Below are 21,686 nucleotides of genomic sequence, written 5' to 3'. Positions count from 1 at the left end.
GTTAAACCCGCGGCAGCATTTTAAAATAAGCCAAACTTATCCCGCATCATATGGCCATCTTTCAGCACGTAGGTCATTGGTACTTCGTGGCCGAGGTCTTTAAAAACCATAATGCCGCGGTGCTTTTGGGGAATGAGGTTGTAAAAAGCGTACTCATTATTGGGCGGTGCCAGGTGGTCAAGCAAACCGATACCCAACAGGATGGGAATTTGAATATTTTGCGCAAAGTTTTTGATGTCGAAGTAATCCAGGTTATCCAATATTTTATCAAATTTAATCCCTTTTTCGCCTGCGTATTTGTGCAAATCATACAAAGGCCAGTCTTCCTGGTCGGGAAGATTACGGATATCGCTCAGGATAGGATTTTGTGATGAAACGAGTTGCACACGATTATCCAGCCCCGCTACCGCAGCAGCGAGAAAACCGCCCAGGCTGCCACCCGATACCTCAATACGCTTAGGATCAAGTTCGGGCCGCGAATAAATGAAATCAATAGCGCGGATACAATCCATAATGGCGCCGCGAAGTACATATTTGTTTTTATCCTCGGCGTTTAGGCTAATATAATCTGGTCTTTTAGGATGAATTACATCGCGGCTGTTGCCCTGGCCGCGCACATTAAGAGTAATAATGGCGATATCATTGTCTTCGCCTAACATGGGTTTTAAATCAACCTGGTAGCCCGGCAATGCCAAAAGGGTGCTAAAGCGTCTGTTCCTGATGCTGGTTTTAGGAATTGTTAACCAGCCCCGTACAGTGATATTATCCAGCGAGCGCATCTCTATCAAATAAACCTTGCGGTTTTCTGTTTCCTGCTCGGCTTTTTCGGTCATCTTAAATTGCGGCTTAACCGTGGCCAATTCGCTTTTGGTATTTTGCCAAAAACTGTCAAAATCGGCAGGGCGGCCATGTTGTGATTGGATCTCTTCCGGGCGAATGCCAAACACGCGGCGTGTTGTATCATCATAGTCAGATACATTGATCATAAAATTGACCTTGTAAAATCCTGGTTTTTGCTCCGGTACGGTAAAGTCATAGCTGGCGCTGCTATGTTTGGATAGATTTACCTTCCTGCTTTCTTTTGCAACCGTAACCCCTGTGGGCGTAACTGCGATGTACGATACAGTGCCGGTTTGCGGCACATCCGTCGCATTTTTTACGTTAAAGGTATAACTGGCGCGGCCATTAAAAATGGCATCTTTACTGCCGGCTATGAGCGTGGTTGATATCTCCTGATCAGCCTTATGAACAGTTGTTATTGCATTCGCGCTGCCTGTTATTAAAAGCAGGACAAGTTGTAACACGAGGATAAAGGATTTTAGGCCGTTCATAATTCTGTTTCAAATATGTATTAAAACTATCGGGTATCTAACCGGTAATTCAACGATGCCGACAGGCTGGTACCCGCACCTGTATTGCGGCCGGTTATAAAAGTTCCGCCGGTTAAAAACAGCGATAAATTTTTAGTAAAAGCATGCCCGTAACTTGCCGATACCTGGTTAAACGCAAAGTTTTTGCTGGTATTAGGATTGGCCGAAATAATAGGATTAGGATTTATAAATGAATTACTGCTTGTTGCGTAAAAGCCGCCGATACTTATCGAGAGCTGTTCCTTGAATTTTTTATCGAGCGTTAAGCCATACGTAAGGTTATACCTGTCCTGGAAAACAGATTCGCTTCCAAAATATTCGCGAACGGCATTTTCGGCAACAAAATAGCTTTGCTTACCAAATAAATGCCCGCTGCCCGCAAAGGCAAGCTTAAGTTCGGAGCCATAATAACCATAACCCAGGCTTGCATTATTACGGTAGGTAGGTATAATACCGGTAGCTTTTATGCTGAAATAATATTTGTAGTTGATGTTGGCCAGGTAATATTTAAGGCCAATTTCAATATCCTGCAAACCCGATGTGGTGATGGCATGCGTTAAACTGTCGGTATTAAAGTAGTTCATGGAATAAGGCACCAGGGCAGATAGTGTAAACTTCCTGCTGATACCATATTCGCTATAAAACGAGTAGCTAACAGAATGAAAACGCCCGTTATCATCAAACGCCCGCCTATGGCTTGTTGAGTCGAATTGTTTGTTGGCAAAAAAGTAACTTACCGACGGTGATAAAATAAACCGGCCCGGCCTTACCGGAAAGCCATCGGCATAGCTATCGCGTGGTGAAAAAGCCATGAGTATTGCCACTGCAAGCAGGTATTTGAATAATTTTTTGTTTGCGGTCATGTTTTTATCCATAGGTGTATAGTTAAAATAATCCAAAGGTATCGCGCATCCAGGCACCCTCGTAATCTTTGTATTTTTGGCTTACCTCGTGTCCCAGGTCTTTAAATACCATTACTTTTTTATCGGTATTTAATGAGTTGTAAACCGCAAAGCCGTTGCCCGGCGGCACATAGGGATCAAGCAGACCTAAACCCAGCAGAATAGGGCACTTAATATCAGTTGCAAAGTTTTTAGTGTCGTAATATTCCATATTATGCAGTACCTGGTCAAAGTTTACGCCGGGCCTGCCTGCTACATATTTTCTGATATCCTTTATGGGCCATTCCACTGTACCAACCAAATTGTGCACATCGCTCAGGATAGGGTTTTGGGCCGAGCAAATAGTTATCCTCTTATCTAATGCAGCAAGGGCAATGGCCAGATAGCCGCCCATACTGCCACCGGTAGCCAGAATTTGATCGTGCCTTAGCTCTTTACGCGAGTAAATAAAGTCAACCGCACGTACACAATCCATAATTACGCCCCGCATTACATATTTATCCCTGTCTTCAATATTGTATGATATAAAGGCATCGCGTTCGGTATGTATAACATCGCGGCTATTACCCTGTCCCCTGGTATTTAAGGTGATAATTACTAAATCATCATCGCGCCCTACAATGGGTTGCAAACTAACCTGGTAGCCCGGTAGTCCTAAAAGTACTGAAAATTGCTTGTTTTTATTATTGTTTTTGGGAACCGTCATCCATCCCCGGATAGTCAGGTTATCTAACGATTTCATTTCGATGAGGAAAACCCTGCGGTTATCGGTGTTTTGGGATGGATCCTCAGTTACCTTAAATTGTGGTTTTACTTTAGCCAGCTCGGCTTTGGCATTGGCCCAAAAACTGTCGAAATCTGCCGGCTTAGGATACGCTGATTTGATCTCATCGGCCCTGATGCCAAAAGCCCGGCGGGTGGTATCGTCATAGTCAGATACATTGATCATCATGTTAAGCTTATAAAACCCGGTTTTAAGCGCAGGGATTTCAAAGCTGTAGTGCTCTGTGCTTTTTCTTTCAATTTTTACAGGTTTTGAAAGGGCTTTAACTTTTACACCTTTTTCGTCGGTAATCAGGTATGATACAGTGCCTTCCTGTTGGGTATCATAGGTGTTTTTTACGTCGAAGGTAAATGACGCAACCGAATTAAATATACCGTCTTTGTTATTAATATTTAATATAGTTGATACGCTTTCTTCATCTTCTTTTTTAGGGTTAACCGGCGAATCGTGCTGCGCAAGTACCTGCTGAAAAGCCAATAACGCCCCGATTAGAATCAGGTATCTTTTTAATTTACGCACCATAATATATTCACTAAGCATTGATATTTGCCGGTTCATTTTCGGGCTTGGGTGATTTGTTTTTGATCAGAAAATCTGATTTTCGGATATAATGGTTTAACGGTTCCTCAATTAGCTTAAATAAGGTGATAGAAATTATATTTAAAACGATAAAAGCATACAGAAGGTTTAAGCTATCATACTGAAACGGCGAATGCCAGTCGACCCCCCATTTGTCATAAAGTGTAAAAGTATAATCGTTAAGCCAGTTAAAACCAAAATGTAAAAAGTTGTACATGTAGCCCAGGTGTACCAGGTAAAATATATACGAACTTTTGCCTAATAGTTCAACAAACCGGGTGGCCAGGATTTTTTTCAGCAAAGTTGTCTCGGTTAGTATGCCATAAAAAAACAACGTAATTGATAAGGCCAGCAGGTAGTTATTGGTGATAATACCCAAAGGGTTATGCAAGCCGGCTTCCTGGCCCTTCGGAATAGGTAGTACCGACATAATCCACACGCAAACGAAAATCAGGAAAAAACCCAGATAGGTAAGTTTCTTTTTGCTGTTACCCTCCGGCTTTTGCCTGCGTATTATAAGTGCAAGCTGTATGCCTGCAAAAAACTCAAAGCACCTGCCCAAAAAGGTATACAACATCATAAAAGTGAAGTTGCCAAAAAAGCCATACCAGTTAACATGGCTGAATATTAACACCAGCACAACGCCCAGGCCGGTAACAGCTATAGGCTGAATATAAAACCTTTTGTATTTGGTAGCTATCAAAAAGATAAAAGGCGCCGAAAAGTAGAAGCATTCTTCAACAGTTAATGACCAGCCTTGTGCCACCCCGGTAAATTTAAGCTGATCAAAAAAGCCCCGCAAAAAAACGATGTTCATCAGGAACATGGCTATGGGGTTATGCCCCGCGGTGACAATTTGATTGTTGGTAAAATAAAAGGCAATGAAAGCGCCGACGGTTAAAATGGCATACATGGGGTATATGCGCGCAACCCTGTTTTTAAGGTACTGCTTAAACCAATTTTTGGTAAGCTTAAAGCTATCAAAGTACCTGAAAGCAATTAAGAAGCCCGATAGTACAAAGAAAATGGTAACCCCAATGTGGAACTCGTTAAAAAAGCGTTGCACAGAGTGAGGAAATTTTTCATCAAAAACATACGCAAAATGCGATATAAAAACCAGGTAAGCAGCCATCGCGCGTACACCGGTTAATGCTGGAATGTAATTTTGTTGCGCTCTTTGTGACAAAACGTATCTAAGTTAAAATTTTTATACGGGATTTTTCAACTATGGGTTAACAAAACTGGTACCAAAGGGAAATTTAATGCCCGTAGATTTGAAATTTGGGTCAAGATGGCTTATGGCGATGTTGCAATTGTTAAATATTTTATATTTTAGGAGCATACTAAACCGTTTATGCGCAAATTTTTACTTTTGTTTATTTTACTCAATAGCTTTAATAACCTGTGGGCTCAATATCGTTCAGATCTTCAGGGAACTCCACAATTTATCAGGAATTTGCTTCAGGACGATTTTGAGCCAAAACAAACCATTGTTGAAACGTTATTACATGAAAGCTTTTCGCCAGATAAGTTTATCCAGGTAAATAACATAAAACATCAGGAAACCTGGCAATACGTGGAAAATAAAACCGGGGCCACCGATTCGACGCTGTTTGAAACAATCGATTATCAATATAATAGTGCGGGTCAAATCTTACAGGAGGAAAAATGTAATAAACTCAACTCATCCACTTATAAATATTTGTACATCTATAATAGCCTTGGCCTGATTGAAAAAAGAACTGACTATGTTAAGTTTGATCATAAAGGCCCACTCAAAGATTATGTGAGCATTACGGAGTTTGCTTATAACAATTCCGGACAATTAACTCTTAACATTTCATATGATACTGACAGTGTATTTAACTATAGTCAGAAAAGGGAGTTTGATTCGCAAGGAAATATTTTGAAAATAGCCCGGAACTCGGAGAACAAGTACCTATACATATCTAATATTTTTCACTACAATAATGGTAATTTGGAGAAAATAGACTTTATTGGGGCCAGAGAAGCGCGTCAACTATTCTTATACCATAAGAACAGATACCACTGCCGATAAAAAAACAATAACTGTGTTAAGGGAGGGCGCTCCTTTCAGGTCTTTTAAGTACAATAACCTGCAACAATGTGTGCAAAAAGTTAAGTACGATTATAAAGGCGATGAACCTTTTGATGTGATTACCAAAATTATTTACAACCCGAATGGCACAGTGAATACCAAACTATTTTATGTTAACAATGAGTTTAAAGCTTCACAGAAAATATTTTATAAATAACTCATTCGGGTTAGGTTAAAACAGTTTGATCACAAACCTAACGCACTCCCCTGCACCACACCCCGGCTCAAAATTCTTTGATCAATATAATATTGGATCTCCGATTTTTTTAAGCCCCAGTTTGGAGCTATCAGTAGTTCACGGTCGCTTAAGCCAAACAGGCGCTGGATTACGATATCAGGACGAACTCGGGGGAGAAGCTCGCATAAAAAGTCGGCGTATTCATCGATACCGAAAAGTTTAAATGGCTCACGTTTGTATTTTACGCCCATTACCGATCCTTCTACAATATGCAGATGGTGGAATTTTACAAATTTTATCTGCGGGAAACGGTTTATCTCATCGGCATATTTAAGCATCATTTCGTGGGTTTCCCATGGGAAACCAAAAATGGTATGCACACAAATATCCAGTTTGCTGTTCTCAACCAGTTTAAGGGCTTTTACCAATTCCTCGTGACTGCAGCCACGGTTTATCTGGCCCAGGGTTTCGTTATATATCGATTCCATACCCATTTCCAGGTCTACGTCAAACCTGTCGGTATAACTTTCAAGCAGGGCAATTTTTTCGGCATCAATACAGTCGGGACGGGTGCCAACGCTCAAACCAACAATGTCTTCGGTACCGTAGCTCAGCGCCTCGTCGTACATCATTTTTAAATAATGCGCGGGAGCATAAGTATTAGTGTTAGGCTGAAAGTAGATGATGAATTTATCGGCCTTGTTGCCTTTGCGGGCGCGCTCCATGCCTTCTATAACCTGTTGGCGTACGGTTGGGGCATTACGGCTTACAGATGGCGTAAACGAATCGACATTGCAATAGGTGCAGCCGCCATAGCCTTTGCTGCCGTCGCGATTGGGGCAGGTAAAGCCGCCATCAACAATAACTTTAAATACCCGGTGACCTTTGTATTTTTCCTTAAGCCAGGGGCCATAATTGTTATAACCCTTTTCCCAAACCGCTGTTTTCTCTCCTGTTAATTGCATTGTGCCGCAAAGATAATGAATTTGTTGCAGGTGTGCTTTTTAGGGTTGATTAGCCCGGAAGTAATCCTTTTGGATAGCTTGGATGAAATAGCTGCCAGCTCTGCTGAAAAACATTTTTTTGTGTGGGGATGTTTAAAGTAAAGTATTTGCGATGTTTGGACAAAAAAGATTATTTATTTTGATACACACATTGTGCTATTTCGATGGCGTGGTCTCCTGCACCTGGCGGGCAGAAAATATTGTTGAAATTATTTATAGGTGATTAAATATACAGCCGGGACTGGTAAAGCAGCCGTATTGAAATTTTTGATTTTGTACCTTTACAAAATTAAAAAGAAGTTACACATAAATAAACAAATGGGCAATGCTTATTTTGAAAGGCCATCCCGAACATCAAAATAACCAATAATATTGCATTAATAAGGATACAAGCTATAATTACTTATATTATACAAAATATAAAACTTTAACCGACAAATAATCATTTCCATACACGATGCTAATCACACCCACTCCGCTCGAAGGATGCATAATTATAACCCCCAGGATTTTTAATGATGCCCGGGGATACTTTTTTGAATCCTATAACACGCAAAACTTTAACAATGTAGTAGGTTACGAGGTGAATTTTGTTCAGGATAATCAATCGTATTCAACAAAAGGCGTATTCAGGGGGTTGCATCTGCAAAAAGGCGAATATGCGCAAGCAAAGCTGGTGAGGGTAACTAAAGGTGAGGTGTTGGATGTAGCTGTCGATTTGCGCACAGGCTCGCCCACTTATGCCCAGCACTTCTCGGTAAAGCTATCTGAAGAAAATAACCAGCAGCTTTTTATTCCCCGTGGCTTTGCACATGGCTTCATCGTATTGAGCGATATTGCAGTTTTTCAATACAAATGCGATAATTATTACCATAAAGCGGCCGAAGGCGGGTTACATTATGCTGATCCGGAGTTGAATATTGATTGGGGGATGCCGCCAAGCGAATTGTTAGTATCTGAAAAGGACCTTGAACTGCCATTTTTAAAAGATGCAGGTGAGCTGGGTTTTTAATAATTACATTTATCGCCAGTACTTAAATTATAAAATTTCGATATGCAAAATATAGTAGTATTCGGTGCTTCTGGCCAGTTGGGGCAGTGTTTGAAAAAGGTAGCCGCCGTTAAAGGTATCACTTCCATGTTTTTTCCTCCCGAATCTGAAGCCAATATCCTGGACGCAGGGTTACTAAATAAGGTATTTGAACAATATAAACCTGCTTATGTTATTAATTGCGCAGCTTACACCGCTGTGGATAAAGCAGAAGACGATATTGACCTTGCCCGAAAAATAAACAAGACAGGTGCCGAAAACCTGGCAATTCAGTGTAAGGCACACGATGCTGTATTGGTACAAATCTCAACCGATTTTGTTTTCAGGGGGGACGTACCCAGCCCACTTGCAGAAGATGATATTGCCGAACCAATAAGCATTTATGGCCTTACAAAATTAGAAGGCGAGCAGGAGGTTGCCACAATTTTGCCGGCGCATTACATTATCCGTACCAGCTGGTTGTACTCTGAATTTGCCAATAATTTTGTTAAAACTATGCTTAAGCTTGGTGCCGAAAGGGACGAGTTGAAGATCATTGTCGACCAGGTGGGTACACCCACATACGCTATTGACCTGGCGGGCGCTATATTGGATATCATTGCTTCGGGACAAGGCAACTACGGTACCTATCATTACAGCAATGAAGGCGTTACCTCGTGGTACGATTTTGCGAAGGGCATATTTGATATATCAAATACCCAGGTGAAAGTTTATCCCATACGTACAAGCGAATATCCTACAAGGGCAACAAGGCCCGCTTTTTCTGTAATGGATAAATCAAAGATTAAGAAAACATTTGGCATTAGTATCCCGTACTGGCGTGACAGTCTTAAAGTTTGTATTGAAGCGCTTGAATCTGCACAATAAAAATCTAAACAACCCTCATATGAAAGGAATTATCCTGGCAGGCGGCTCCGGAACCCGTCTTTACCCAATTACCAAAGCCATCAGCAAGCAACTGATGCCTATTTACGATAAACCAATGATTTATTATCCCTTATCGGTATTGATGCTTGCCGGGATAAACGAGATATTAATAATAACAACCCCCGAAGATCAGCCTGGTTTTGTGCGTTTGCTGGGCGATGGCAGCGAACTTGGTTGCCGTTTTGAGTTTGCAGTGCAGGAAGTACCTAATGGGCTTGCGCAGGCTTTTGTAATTGGGGCTGATTTTATTGGCACTGATAAGGTAGCTTTGGTACTTGGCGACAATATATTTTATGGATCGGGCTTTAGCAAGTTGTTGCAAAGCTTTAACGACGTAAATGGTGCAGCTATATTTGCTTACCCCGTTGCTGATCCTGAAAGATATGGCGTAGTTGAGTTTGACAAAAACTTTAAAGCGCTGTCTATCGAAGAGAAGCCTTTAAAGCCAAAATCAAATTATGCCGTGCCCGGCTTGTATTTTTATGACAACCAGGTTGTAGAAATTGCAAAGAACATCCCGGCATCCCCGCGGGGCGAATTTGAAATTACCGATGTAAACAGGCTCTATCTTGAAAAAGGAGAACTCCAGGTTGGTGTAATGGACCGCGGTACCGCGTGGCTTGATACCGGTACTTTTGATTCGCTAAGCGATGCGTCGGAATTTGTGAGGGTTATTGAAAAACGACAGTGTACCAAAATAGGCTGCATTGAAGAAGTGGCTTACAGGATGGGCTTTATAACATATGAACAGCTGCAAGTGTTAGCTCAAAAATATATTAAAAGCGGATACGGGAAATATATTCAAGGAATACAAGAATAGCAGCATAGTACCCAATTATATGGGGTTTTAAAATGAAAACGGATTGACTGCGCCAATCCGTTTTTTGTATTTTTGGACGGACTTAAAAGTTTAGGCGTAAATTAACGTTATTAAAGTAACATGGAATAATCAAGCAATGGAAAACCTATATGATCTTATTGTTGTAGGTGGCGGCATTGTTGGGATGGCGACAGCCTATAAAATCAATACACGCAATCCTGATAAAAAAATCCTTGTGCTGGAGAAGGAAGGCGAGGTGGCCGCCCACCAAACGGGGCATAATTCGGGCGTTATTCATTCGGGTATCTACTACAAACCCAATTCATATAAGGCTAAATTATGCGTAAATGGCCGCCGGGAACTGGTTGCGTTCGCAAAAGAGCATAAGGTACCTCATGATATTTGCGGAAAAGTCATTGTAGCTACCAAACAATCGGAATTGGCCCACATGAACAAGGTTTTTAATAACGGCCTGGCCAACGGCGTAGAAGGGATTGAACGTATAAACAGTGCGCAGATTAAAGAAATTGAACCTTATTGTGAAGGGATTGAAGGCATCTGGGTGCCTTGCACCGGCATTATTGGCTTTGCTGCCGTTACGCGTAAATACCGCGAACTGTTTGAGGCTAAATTCCCCCAAAGCAAAGTACTTACCAATTGCGCTGCCAAAGCATTTGAACACCATGCCGATTATACCACAGTTATTGCCAGCAAAGGTACCTTTAATACAAAATATTTAATTACCGCGGGCGGATTACAAGCCGACAGGTTGGCAGCCGGTGCCGGTGCGCCAAGCGAGGCCCATATAGTTGGCTTCCGGGGCGATTATTTTGATTTGACCGAACAGGGGAAAAGCAAAGTGAAAAACCTTATCTACCCGGTACCAAATCCCGAGTTCCCTTTCCTTGGCGTACATTTTACGCGGATGATTGACGGTACCGTAGAGTGCGGCCCCAACGCCGTATTTGTATTTAAGCGCGAAGGATACGGCAAAACCGATTTTTCGTTAGGCGATACTATCGAGGCTTTGAAATTTAAAGGAACCTGGAACCTGTTTACAAAACATTGGCGTTTTGGGCTTGATGAGTACCGGCGTGCATTTTCAAAAAAACGTTTTTTAACCGGCCTGCAACAGCTTATCCCCAGCCTTACTATGGACGATTTACAGCCGGGCCGTGCCGGCGTAAGGGCAATGGCCATATCTGCCGAAGGCGAAACTCTTGATGATTTTAAAATTGAGGCCAAGGATAATATGCTGCATGTTATCAACGCCCCGTCGCCGGCAGCAACGGCATCATTAGCTATTGGCAATGCAATTGCCGATATGGCTGCCGGGCAGTTTGGGTTTTATTAGTATTTTTAAAACTTCCATAAAAAGCCGGCAAACTATTTGCGGGCTTTTTAGTTTTTACAATTCCTGCACATATTTGTTACAATGTCCTGTTACATTTGGATTAAACTATCCCTGCTCATCTTGGTCATAGAATTGTAAACGGAAAATAATTCATTTATGAAATCATTAAAAGGTTTGGTGCTGCCGGTGTTTGTGCTCATTGGCGGTTTGCTGTTTTTTTCATCGTTTTATGACCGCAATAATCCAAATGAGATTCATAAGTTCCCCTATAAACAGGCTGGTTTGAGTAAAAATCAGGCTGCGGCACATTTACTTAGCCGTTTTACCTATGGCGCCACGCCAGGCCAGGTTGAAGCCGTAGCCCGCGAGGGTTTGGAAAAATGGTTTAGCGAGCAATTGGATGCCAAACTACCGGATGATTCCCTTAACCATACGCTGGATAGCTTTGATGCTCTTAAACTAAGCAACAGCCAAATTGTTGATACCTATCCCCGGCCGGGGATTGTAGCACGGCGGGCTATAAAAGATGGGATTATCAATAAAGATTCAATTCAAAATAATAAGCCCGAATATAAAAAGATGCTACAGGAGTATATGGTTCAAAAGGGCATGAAACCACAGCAGGAGCTATTCAGGCAGTTCATCAATCAAAAAATACTAAGGGCAGCCTATACAAATAACCAGCTGCAGGAGGTAATGACCAGTTTTTGGTTTAACCATTTCAACGTATCTATTACTAAAAATGAATGCGCCCAGTTTATACCTGATTATGAGCGCGATGTTATCAGGCCTGATGCATTGGGTAAGTTTAATGATTTGTTGTTAGCCACAGCCAAATCGCCGGCTATGTTGTATTACCTGGATAATTTTAGCAGCGCATCTGCCCCGCCAGAGAAGCCTAAAATAACACTCAAATTGGTGTTTGCTGATACAACTAAGCAAGCCATGGCACTTAACCAATTAAAAAAAGCAAGGCAGCAACGTGGCCTTAACGAAAACTACGCCCGAGAAGTAATGGAACTGCATACGCTGGGTGTTGATGGCGGGTACAGCCAGCAGGATGTTACCCAGGCGGCTAAAGTGCTTACAGGCTGGTCGGTATACCCTATGGGTGATTTTAGCAAGGGAAAAGATATCATATCAAAAGTTATAGATAAGGGTATTATTGCTGAAGGAATGGTGCATGACGGCGATTTTTTATTCACCCCGGGCCGCCATGATCACAGCGAAAAGGTTGTATTAGGCCGGCACTTTGGCCCCAATGGAGGTTACGATGAAGGTGTACAATTATTGAGTATGCTGGCACATCACCCATCTACAGCAAAATTCATATCGCGTAAGCTGGCGGTAAGGTTTGTAAGCGATGCACCGCCACAGAGTTTAATAGATAAAATGGCCAAAACCTTTTTAAACAGCGATGGCGATATTAAACAGGTATTAATTGCGATGGTATCTGCGCCGGAGTTTTGGTCGGCATCTGCCTTGCGCGAAAAAACAAAATCGCCGTTTGAACTGGCCATAAATACAGTGCGTAGCTTAAACGCCCAGGTGACACAGCCATACCAGTTATATACCTGGATAAACCGGATGGGCGAAAAGGTATATTATTACCAGGCGCCAACCGGCTTCCCGGATAAGGGCCAGTACTGGATCAACACAGGTGCTTTACTTAGCCGGATGAACTTTGGGCTGGCTTTTGCAACAGGTAGAATTCCCGGCATAAAATTCGACTTATTAAAATTAAACAGAGGCCACGAGCCCGAAAGCAGCCAGGCAGCACTTATTACCTATAGCAAACTTATTATGCCCGAACGGCCGTTGGATAACACTATAAAACAACTCACCCCAATGCTCAATGATCCGCAACTGGTGGTAAAGGTAGATAAGGCAAGTAATATTACTACGTCGCCGGTTAAAGATGCCTTATCAATGGTGGGCGACACCGCGGGCAAAAAAGCCAGGACACAGGTAATGCCTAAGCCCGATGAGGCAAAATCAATGATGGCCCAGGTAGTTGGTATTATCATTGGATCGCCGGAATACCAACGACGTTAATTTGATAAATTGCAAAAGATTATGTTATCAAGACGAGGATTTTTAAAAACAGGTGGCCTTGCCCTTTTTGGCGTTGGGCTTATGGGAGGCATACCGGCATTTATAGCCGAAGCTGCCGCGCAGGATAAGATAATAACCCCTTATAAAAAAGGAAAAACGCTGGTGTGCATTTTTCAGCGTGGTGCAATGGATGGATTGATGGCCGTAACCCCGTTTACCGATCAATACCTTAAGGAGGCCCGCCCCGGCTTATTTATGGATGCTGCCAAAACAGGTAACGATAACCCATTGATAGACCTCGATGGCAGGTTTGGATTACACCCGTCAATGAAGGCTTTTGAACCTATGTTTCGCGAAAAAAGGCTGGGCATAGTTCATGGTATCGGCTCGCCAAATAACACTCGCTCGCATTTTGATGCGCAGGATTACATGGAAAGCGGCACACCCTTTAATAAAGGTACTGCAAGTGGTTGGCTTAACCGTGCTATTGGCTTGTTAGGCCATGATGCGCTTACACCTTTTACAGCAGTAAGCTTAACATCGGCTATGCCCCGTTCTTTTTATGGCGATAACCCGGCCGTTGCAATCAGCAACCTGCAGGATTTTGCATTGCAAATGCGTGGTAACCCTGCAGGTACCAACCTGGCCGCAAAAAGCTTTGAAGAGCTTTATGACAGAACCGCTCCCGGTTTATTAAAAGATACTGGCAAGGAGAGTTTTGATGCCTTAAAAATGCTGCAAAAGGCCAATATTAAAAATTATGTACCCGCCAACGGCGCCGTTTATCCAAACTCGGCTTTAGGTAATTCTTTAAAGCAAATTGCGCAGTTGATAAAAATGAATGTGGGTATGGAAGTAGCTTTTGCCGAATCAAATGGTTGGGATACGCACTTTAACCAGGGAACGGCGAATGGCATATTTGCCCGAAACGTAGCAGATCTGAGCAATAGCATGATGGCTTTCTGGACGGACATTGGCAGTACCTACCAGGATGACGTAACCGTAATGACAATGACCGAATTTGGCCGCACCGTTCATCAAAATGGAACTGGCGGTACCGATCATGGCCGCGCATCCTGTAACTTTATTTTAGGCAACAGTGTAAACGGTGGCCTGGTGCACGGCAATATGCAGCCACTCGCAACAGAAAACCTGGAAGATGGCCGCGACCTTGCCGTTACAACCGATTTTAGAAATGTGTTTAGCGAAGTGGTCGATAAGTACCTCAGGATCAGTAATGATAAAGTCCTCTTTCCTGATTTTACTGCTAAACCAATAGGTGTATTTAAGGCCTGATAATTGCATTTTATTTTTAAAGTAGTTCCGGTTATTAAATTGGCCGGGATTTTTGTGCTTAATAATGAGTGATTTAATTGTTAAATAATTTATAATGAAACTACTGCTTTGTTGAATTGTTAGTGTATTTTAGTACTCAAAGTTGCTAATTTTCGATTATGATATATTCAGCTTAATTCTTAAAATTACACATGAACAAAAACTACTATGCCATCATCATGGCAGGCGGAATAGGTAGCCGTTTTTGGCCTATAAGCCGCACATCGCATCCTAAACAATTCATTGATATTCTTGGAACCGGAAAAACCCTTATTCAAAATACTTACGAACGCTTTTTGAAAGTTTGTCCTAAAGAAAATATTTACGTTGTAACTAACGAAAATTATACCAAACTTGTAAAAACGCAGCTTCCGGATATGGAAGACCAACAAATACTTACCGAGCCGGTTATGCGTAATACCGCGCCTTGCGTAGCTTATGGATGTTTTAAAATAGAAAGCCTCAACCCTGATGCCGCAATTGTTGTAGCCCCTTCGGATCAGCAGATATTAGATGAAGACGCTTTTGTAACGGCCATCATTAAATCGTTAGAGACTGCCACCTCCAATAATTGCCTTGTAACTTTGGGCATCAAGCCATCGAGGCCAGATACCGGCTATGGTTATATTCAATACACCGATAATACCATAAATTCAGACTTCCACAAGGTGAAAACCTTTACTGAAAAGCCAACGCTTGATATAGCAAAAACTTTTATCCAAAGCGGCGATTTTTTATGGAATGCCGGTATTTTCGTATGGTCGGCCAAAGAAATTGTGAAAGCTTTTGATTCCTTTTTGCCCGAAATGCACGAAATTTTTGCTGACGCCAGGCCGGTTTATAATACAGATGCCGAAAAAAACCATATACACAAAGCTTATCAGCAATGTGTTAATATATCCATTGACTATGGGATTATGGAAAAAGCCAATAATGTTTATGTATTGCCATCAGAATTTGGCTGGAGCGACCTTGGCACCTGGGCATCTATTTACGACCTGGCCGAAAAGGATTACGTAGGTAATGCTGTTATCCCTTCAGAAAAGGTGATCATGTACGATTCATCAAACTGTATGGTAAATGTACCTGGCGAAAAACTGGTGATTTTAAAGGGTCTGCATGATTTCATCGTAGTTGAATCCAATAATACCCTGATGATTTGCCCGCGCGACGAAGAGCAGAATGTGAAACAGATAGTTGCCGATGTGAAGAGCAAGTTTGGGGCGAAGTATATTTAGCGTCTCAGATGTGCAAATGTGCAGATTTCAGATGTGCAGATTTTAAATTTCAGATGATAAAAACAAAACAGGGTCCGGCTTTTTTTTAAACCGGACCCTGTTAGCTTAACAAGCTAATATTCCATCATTTGAAATCTGCACATCTGAAATCTATAATCTGCATATCTGCAATTAAAGGGCGGGAGGGGCCAGCGTTCCTGCTGCTACGGTTTCATTGGTGGCTTCGTCAACCAAAATTAATGAGCCGGTAATACGGTTTTTGCGATATTCATCAAAAACAAGTGGCTGAGTGGTACGCAGGCGTACACGGGCCATCTCGTTCATTTTAATATCCCCGGCATTTTCAAGCTTTTCCATGGTGTTAATGTCCAGCTTGTAATAAACTTCCTTTATAATGGCCATTACCTCGCGGGTTGTATTTTTAAGGTGATATTTAGCTCCCGGACGCGGGCCACGGGTCCCCATCCAGCAAAGCATCACCTCCAAATCCTGGCTTACAAATGGTTCGCTTTCGTCTTTAACAATCATATCGCCACGGCTTACATCAATGTCATCCTCTAAAGTAATAGACACCGACATTGGCGCAAAAGCCTCTTCAACCGGCCCCGAAAACGTATCGATTGATTTAATAGCCGATGTTAGTCCCGAAGGCAATACCGTTATTTTATCGCCTGGTTTAAATATACCACCGGCAATACGGCCTGCATAGCCGCGGTAGTCATGATATTCGGCAGCATGCGGGCGAATCACAGTTTGTACCGGGAAACGGGCATCGGCATGGTTTTCATCGCTTGCAATATGAATGGTTTCTAAAGTGTGCAACAAACTTTCACCTTTGTACCACGGCATGTTAACAGAATCGTTAACTACGTTGTCGCCTTCAAGTGCGCTGATAGGCACAAAACGGATATCATTAACATCTATTTTGGCGGCAAAAGCTTTGTATTGCTCAACTACATTATTAAATACCTCTTCAGAGTAACCAACCAAATCCATTTTGTTGATGCAAACGATGATATGAGGTATTTTTAACAGCGACGCGATAAACGAGTGACGGCAGGTTTGTTCAACAACTCCTTTGCGGGCATCAATAAGTACCAAGGCTAAGTTAGCGGTTGAGGCCCCGGTAACCATGTTACGGGTGTATTGGATGTGCCCGGGGGTATCGGCGATAATAAATTTACGTTTTGGTGTGGCAAAATAGCGGTAAGCTACGTCAATAGTGATGCCTTGTTCCCTTTCAGATCGCAGACCATCAGTAAGAAGCGAAAGATCCACATGCTGTAAGCCTTTCCTTTCGCTCGATTGTTTTACGGCCTCCATCTGATCTTCAAAAATAGATTTGGAGTCGTATAGTAACCGCCCTATGAGGGTACTTTTCCCATCATCTACACTGCCGGCTGTTGTAAAACGTAATAGTTCCATAATAATGAGGTACGTGTGGCCTGTTGCCAGGTTGGCGTAGTATATTGTTGGCCAAAAAGCCTGTTAATTCAATTTAAAAATAACCTTGTTTTTTCCTGTCTTCCATTGATGTATCCGAGCGTTTGTCGTCGCTGCGGTTACCGCGTTCAGTGCTGCGCGTGGCCGATACCTCGGCAACAATTTTCTCCAGCGTATCTGCGTCCGATTCAATACCGCCGGTAATGGTAATATCGCCCAGGGTACGGAAACGCATTAGCTTGTTTTCTACAAATTCGCCATCGCGTAATGATAAAAACTCCGATGCAGGCAGCCAGGTACCGTCGCGGTAAACGGCGTTACGGTTATGTGCAAAGTACAGCGACGGGATAGCAATGTTTTCCTGCAGAATGTAATTCCATATATCCATTTCCGTCCAGTTACTAATCGGAAATACCCTGAAATGTTCGCCCATGCGTTTACGGCCGTTAAAAATATTCCACAGTTCGGGCCGTTGATTTTTAGGGTCCCACTGGCCAAACTCATCGCGATGCGAAAAGAAGCGTTCTTTTGAACGAGCTTTTTCCTCATCGCGGCGTGCGCCGCCAATAGCCGCATCAATTTTATGATGCTCAATGGTATCTAATAACGATACGATTTGCAATTCGTTCCGGCTGGCGTTAATACCGCTTTCTTCAACTGCGCGGCCTTTGTTTATGGCTTCCTGTACCGATCCTACAATCAGTTGTACACCAAGTTTTTCAACCAGTTGGTCCCTGAACTCCATAGTCTCGGGGAAATTATGCCCGGTATCAATGTGGATAAGTGGCATTGGTATTTTGGCAGGCCAAAAAGCCTTTTGGGCCAGGTGAGTAACAACAATGGAGTCTTTACCGCCCGAAAACAGTATTGCAGGGCGATCAAACTGGGCAACCACTTCGCGTATCACGTAAATGGCTTCAGATTCCAATTCCTGCAGATGGGTAAGATAATATTTGTGCATGCTAATTTAAAAAACCCGCTAAATCCACCTAAATAGTAGTACTTAGCATTTAAACTGCAATATTAGCAAATTTATACTAATGTTGAGGGTATTAAATGGATTTTGACCAAGCTATATAATGGAGGGGCAGGCGATTGGATTTTAAGAGACATTTTCCACCGCCTCAACCATTTTTTTGGTCAGGTTTGGTGCTCCGGCATCAAACCAAATAAACTGTTGATCCTTACGAAACCAGGTAAGTTGTCTTTTGGCAAATCGCCTGGTATTTTGCTTAATCATTTCAACTGCTTTATCAAGTGTTGTGGCACCGTCCATATAATCAAAAATCTCAGCGTAGCCTACCGTATTCAAGGCGTTTAAATGGCGGTAGGGGAGTAATGAAGTCGCCTCTGCTAACAAGCCGTGCTGCATCATTATATCAACCCGGTGATTAATGCGGCGATATAACACTTCTCGCGGCATGTTAAGGGCCAGCTTGATGATGTGGAACGGGCGCTTGTTAACCGTTGCCTGGCGATAAGACGAAATGGGATTGCCGGTGCTTTCAAAAACTTCCAGCGCCCTGATGATGCGTTGCGGGTTGCCCAGGTCAACCTGGTTATAGTAAACCGGATCGGCCTGTTTTAACTTCTCTTGCAAATAACTTAGTCCTTTTTCTTCCAGCTCAAGATTTAATTGTTCGCGGATAGCCGGATCGGCCGTTGGCAAATCATCAAAGCCTTCACAAATAGCTTTGATGTACAGGCCAGAGCCACCTGCCAAAACGACATAGTCGTGCTTTTTAAAAAGGTCGTCGAGTAACATCAGGCATTCCCTCTCAAAATCACCCACCGAAAATGGCTCGGTTATAGAATGGGAATCGATAAAATAGTGTTTTACCTGGGCCAGTTCATTGGCGTCGGGTTTGGCCGTACCAATACTCATTTCCCTGAAAAACTGCCTTGAATCGGCCGATACCACCACCGTATTGAAACGTTTTGCCACCTCAATAGCTGCCGCCGTTTTACCAACCGCTGTAGGGCCGGCAATTACAATTAGGGTTTTGGTTTTTGGGAAGTTCATAGTTCATTGATCATAGTTCATGGTTCATTGATCATGGTTAAAAAACATTTCCGTTTTATAGATCTGGCCATGAACTATGAACCATCAACCATGAACCCTATTGTTTGTTATTACCATTAACCATGATCAATAAACCATGATCTGCGAAGCAATTAATAATCATCACCACCATGATGTGGTTTGTCATCTTCGTCGAAGCCTTCATCATCGGCAAATTCGTTGCCAAATTCATCGTCTTCTTCATCCTCTGCTGCTTTTTCTTCGGGAAGGTCGGCGTCAATGTCGGTTACTTCCGAAAAATCTTCGGCATCTTCCGGGTTATAGGCCATTTCATTTAAAAAGTCAAAATCTTCATCAGGAGCAGCAGCTGTTGCAGCCGGCGTAAATACATTGCCAAATTGCTTTGGCGCTTCGCCTACTGATTTTATAACTGCGGGGTATGTAGTGCCCGGTGTTTCGTCGAGAATGATTTTCATTAGTTCGACATGAAAATCAAAAGGGCGATCGAAGTTGAACGTGTAATAAAATTTTTGATGCGGATCGTCAATAAAGCTCAGGAGCTTTACATTGGTCATGAGCGAAATACCACGATCTTTTCTTTTTTGATTTGGCAAATAGGTAATTTCTTCGCCTTTCATCCATTGATCGTTACTGATATAAAAAGACGATGGGAATTCGGGATTATAACCGGTTGACTGGTGTATTGCGCGGTGTAAATCTTCGAATGTTTGATTCGATTTTACATCAATTTCACGCATCACATCATCATAATCTTCGAAAGTAACCCTGAACCTGTATAGTGCCATTTTGTTAGTAAATTTTTAATGGGGACAAAAATAGTGTTTTAATTCAATTTCAGCTTGCCACAACTTTTAAGCCAATTTCTAAACCTTTGGCAATTGTGTAGTTGATGGCAGCCTCCCGTTCGTTCGGGATTTCGCCTTCCAGTATAGCTTCGCGGATCTGGTTTTTGATTATTCCTACCTCGCGGCCTTCTTTTATGCCAAAAAGCTCCATAATATCCAGCCCGGTAACCGGCGGTTGCCAGTTTCTGATACTGTCGCGCTCTTCAACATCTTTTAATTTTTGTTGAACAAGCTCAAAATTGTTACGGTATTTTTTAACCTTGTATTCGTTTTTTGTGGTAATGTCTGCTTTACACAACAACATGAGGCCCTCAATGTCATCCCCGGCCTCGAAAAGCAAGCGCCGCACTGCCGAATCTGTCACGATAGATTGTGACAAAACTATGGGCCTTAAATGCAGCTGTACCAGTTTTTGCACCTGCTTCATTTTTTCGTTAAGCGGCAGCTTTAACTGGGCAAATATTTTAGGCACCATACGCGCGCCGCGGTCTTCATGACCGTGAAATGTCCAGCCGTGGCCGGGTTCAAAGCGCTTGGTGGCGGGCTTGGCAATATCGTGCAAAATAGCCGCCCAGCGCAGCCAAAGATCGTTGGTGGTTTCGCAAATGTTATCCAGTACCTGCAGGGTATGGTAAAAATTATCCTTGTGGCCTTTGCCGTCAATATAATCAACGCCGTAAAGGCCGGCCATCAGCGGGAATATTTTATGCAGCAAGCCGGTATCAAACAAATAATTGAAACCAATGGAAGGCACTTTCGATAGTATGATCTTATTCAGCTCATCGGTTATACGCTCCTGCGATATAATGCCAATCCTATCTACATTGTTTTTTATGGCGGTAACGGCCTCGTCGTCTATCCTGAAATTAAGCTGCGATGCAAACCTGATGGCACGCATCATGCGCAGGGGGTCGTCAGAGAAAGTTTCAACCGGGTTCAGTGGTGTGCGGATCAATTTTTTTTGCAAATCGGTAATGCCGCCAAATGGGTCAAGCAGTTGGCCAAAAGTTTCCGGGTTAAGGGATATGGCCAACGCGTTAATGGTAAGGTCGCGGCGTTTTTGATCGTCTTCCAGCGTACCGTTTTCAACAATAGGCTTGCGCGAGTCGCGGCGGTACGATTCTCTGCGGGCGCCCACAAACTCAACCTCCAGGTCCTGGTATTTGAGCGATGCAGTGCCAAAATTTTTATAAACAGCAACTTTCACCTTCAGCTTGGCGCCTACGGCCTCGGCAAATTCAATTCCGTTACCTATAATTACAATATCAATATCTTTTGACGGGCGATCTAAAAAAATATCGCGCACAAAGCCGCCAATAGCATACACCTGAACATTATGCTGCGCAGCAAGTTTTGAAATAACAGAAAATACAGGATGCCGCAGGTGATCTTTCATAGTGTAATAAAATTCTTATCGGCCATCGCAATGACAGTGTTTTGTTTAGATGGCCGTTAAGTAAACACAAAGGTAATGCTAAAATCTAAACTCTAAATTTTAAACGTTAAAAGCTGCACGGCAAACGCACCTAAAGTGGGTTAACATAACTTAACATATTTCAGATGTTTATTTTGTATCTATCTTGTAATCAGTGTTTTGTATTTTTGCATGGTTAACATGAAAACTGATGTATAGTGTAA

At 42.6% G+C, this 21,686-nt stretch carries 19 protein-coding genes; 9 read left to right on the top strand and 10 right to left on the bottom strand.

The features are described from left to right. Positions 1 to 20: 20 nt before the first annotated feature. The 4 genes from BMX56_RS19470 to BMX56_RS19455 are packed head-to-tail and all read right to left on the bottom strand — an operon-like array spanning position 21 to position 4,821. Positions 21 to 1,304: an acetylxylan esterase gene (locus tag BMX56_RS19470; protein ID WP_177183865.1), complete on the bottom strand. Its 1,284-nt coding sequence runs from the start codon at positions 1,302 to 1,304 to the stop codon at positions 21 to 23. A 53-nt stretch (positions 1,305 to 1,357) separates the two neighbouring features. Further along, the gene (locus BMX56_RS19465; protein WP_090651342.1) at positions 1,358 to 2,245 is read right to left on the bottom strand and encodes a hypothetical protein; all 888 of its coding nucleotides are present in this window, start codon (positions 2,243 to 2,245) and stop codon (positions 1,358 to 1,360) included. A 10-nt stretch (positions 2,246 to 2,255) separates the two neighbouring features. Further along, positions 2,256 to 3,614 carry an acetylxylan esterase gene (locus tag BMX56_RS19460; RefSeq protein ID WP_090651341.1) on the bottom strand — a complete coding sequence of 453 codons (1,359 nt, stop codon included), beginning with the start codon at positions 3,612 to 3,614 and terminating at the stop codon, positions 2,256 to 2,258. Next, a complete protein-coding gene (locus BMX56_RS19455) occupies positions 3,589 to 4,821 on the bottom strand; it encodes an acyltransferase family protein (protein ID WP_143065481.1) in 1,233 nt (410 codons plus the stop codon). Before BMX56_RS19455 ends, BMX56_RS19460 begins: the two co-directional genes overlap by 26 nt. Positions 4,822 to 4,989: 168 nt before the next feature. Here BMX56_RS19455 and BMX56_RS19450 point away from each other — a divergent pair, with 168 nt between their 5' ends. Both BMX56_RS19450 and BMX56_RS29900 read left to right on the top strand, forming a co-directional pair. After that, positions 4,990 to 5,694, top strand: coding sequence for a hypothetical protein (locus BMX56_RS19450; protein ID WP_090651339.1), 705 nt, complete (start codon positions 4,990 to 4,992; stop codon positions 5,692 to 5,694). A gap of 13 nt (positions 5,695 to 5,707) precedes the next feature. After that, positions 5,708 to 5,911, top strand: coding sequence for a hypothetical protein (locus BMX56_RS29900; protein WP_143065480.1), 204 nt, complete (start codon positions 5,708 to 5,710; stop codon positions 5,909 to 5,911). A gap of 29 nt (positions 5,912 to 5,940) precedes the next feature. Here BMX56_RS29900 and BMX56_RS19445 read toward each other — a convergent pair whose 3' ends face one another. Further along, positions 5,941 to 6,897, bottom strand: a complete 957-nt coding sequence (locus BMX56_RS19445) for a tRNA modification radical SAM protein MnmL/YtqA (RefSeq protein WP_090651338.1) — start codon at positions 6,895 to 6,897, stop codon at positions 5,941 to 5,943. 496 nt (positions 6,898 to 7,393) lie between these two features. On the opposite strand from BMX56_RS19445, the gene rfbC reads away from it, so the two are divergent. From rfbC to BMX56_RS19410, 7 genes are all read left to right on the top strand, one after another. Then, the gene (gene rfbC / locus BMX56_RS19440; RefSeq protein WP_090651337.1) at positions 7,394 to 7,948 is read left to right on the top strand and encodes a dTDP-4-dehydrorhamnose 3,5-epimerase; all 555 of its coding nucleotides are present in this window, start codon (positions 7,394 to 7,396) and stop codon (positions 7,946 to 7,948) included. Positions 7,949 to 7,990: 42 nt separating this feature from the next. Then, positions 7,991 to 8,854, top strand: coding sequence for a dTDP-4-dehydrorhamnose reductase (gene rfbD / locus BMX56_RS19435; RefSeq protein WP_090651336.1), 864 nt, complete (start codon positions 7,991 to 7,993; stop codon positions 8,852 to 8,854). Between the two features lie 19 nt (positions 8,855 to 8,873). After that, on the top strand, positions 8,874 to 9,734 hold the full coding sequence (gene rfbA, locus BMX56_RS19430; protein ID WP_090651335.1) for a glucose-1-phosphate thymidylyltransferase RfbA: 861 nt from the start codon (positions 8,874 to 8,876) through the stop codon (positions 9,732 to 9,734). A gap of 136 nt (positions 9,735 to 9,870) precedes the next feature. Next, on the top strand, positions 9,871 to 11,088 hold the full coding sequence (gene lhgO / locus BMX56_RS19425; protein ID WP_090651334.1) for an L-2-hydroxyglutarate oxidase: 1,218 nt from the start codon (positions 9,871 to 9,873) through the stop codon (positions 11,086 to 11,088). A gap of 156 nt (positions 11,089 to 11,244) precedes the next feature. Continuing rightward, complete coding sequence (locus BMX56_RS19420; protein WP_090651333.1) at positions 11,245 to 13,143, top strand: DUF1800 domain-containing protein; 1,899 nt, start codon at positions 11,245 to 11,247, stop codon at positions 13,141 to 13,143. Positions 13,144 to 13,164: 21 nt separating this feature from the next. Then, positions 13,165 to 14,439, top strand: a complete 1,275-nt coding sequence (locus tag BMX56_RS19415; RefSeq protein WP_090651332.1) for a DUF1501 domain-containing protein — start codon at positions 13,165 to 13,167, stop codon at positions 14,437 to 14,439. Positions 14,440 to 14,630: 191 nt separating this feature from the next. Beyond that, positions 14,631 to 15,716 carry a mannose-1-phosphate guanylyltransferase gene (locus BMX56_RS19410; protein WP_090651331.1) on the top strand — a complete coding sequence of 362 codons (1,086 nt, stop codon included), beginning with the start codon at positions 14,631 to 14,633 and terminating at the stop codon, positions 15,714 to 15,716. Between the two features lie 171 nt (positions 15,717 to 15,887). Here BMX56_RS19410 and cysN read toward each other — a convergent pair whose 3' ends face one another. The 5 genes from cysN to BMX56_RS19385 all read right to left on the bottom strand — a co-directional run bounded on the left by cysN (position 15,888) and on the right by BMX56_RS19385 (position 21,444). Then, positions 15,888 to 17,141, bottom strand: coding sequence for a sulfate adenylyltransferase subunit CysN (gene cysN / locus BMX56_RS19405; protein WP_090651330.1), 1,254 nt, complete (start codon positions 17,139 to 17,141; stop codon positions 15,888 to 15,890). Positions 17,142 to 17,214: 73 nt separating this feature from the next. Then, positions 17,215 to 18,120, bottom strand: coding sequence for a sulfate adenylyltransferase subunit CysD (gene cysD, locus BMX56_RS19400; protein WP_090651329.1), 906 nt, complete (start codon positions 18,118 to 18,120; stop codon positions 17,215 to 17,217). A gap of 141 nt (positions 18,121 to 18,261) precedes the next feature. Next, a complete protein-coding gene (gene miaA / locus BMX56_RS19395; RefSeq protein WP_090651328.1) occupies positions 18,262 to 19,182 on the bottom strand; it encodes a tRNA (adenosine(37)-N6)-dimethylallyltransferase MiaA in 921 nt (306 codons plus the stop codon). 152 nt (positions 19,183 to 19,334) lie between these two features. Continuing rightward, positions 19,335 to 19,988: an IS1096 element passenger TnpR family protein gene (locus BMX56_RS19390; protein ID WP_090651327.1), complete on the bottom strand. Its 654-nt coding sequence runs from the start codon at positions 19,986 to 19,988 to the stop codon at positions 19,335 to 19,337. 49 nt (positions 19,989 to 20,037) lie between these two features. Further along, complete coding sequence (locus tag BMX56_RS19385; protein ID WP_090651326.1) at positions 20,038 to 21,444, bottom strand: CCA tRNA nucleotidyltransferase; 1,407 nt, start codon at positions 21,442 to 21,444, stop codon at positions 20,038 to 20,040. Positions 21,445 to 21,686 lie beyond the last annotated feature (242 nt).

The organism is Mucilaginibacter sp. OK283, from assembly GCF_900110415.1.
Lineage (GTDB): Bacteria > Bacteroidota > Bacteroidia > Sphingobacteriales > Sphingobacteriaceae > Mucilaginibacter.
Note: the sequence above shows the minus strand (reverse complement) of the source record. Positions and strands in the feature narration are given on the sequence as shown.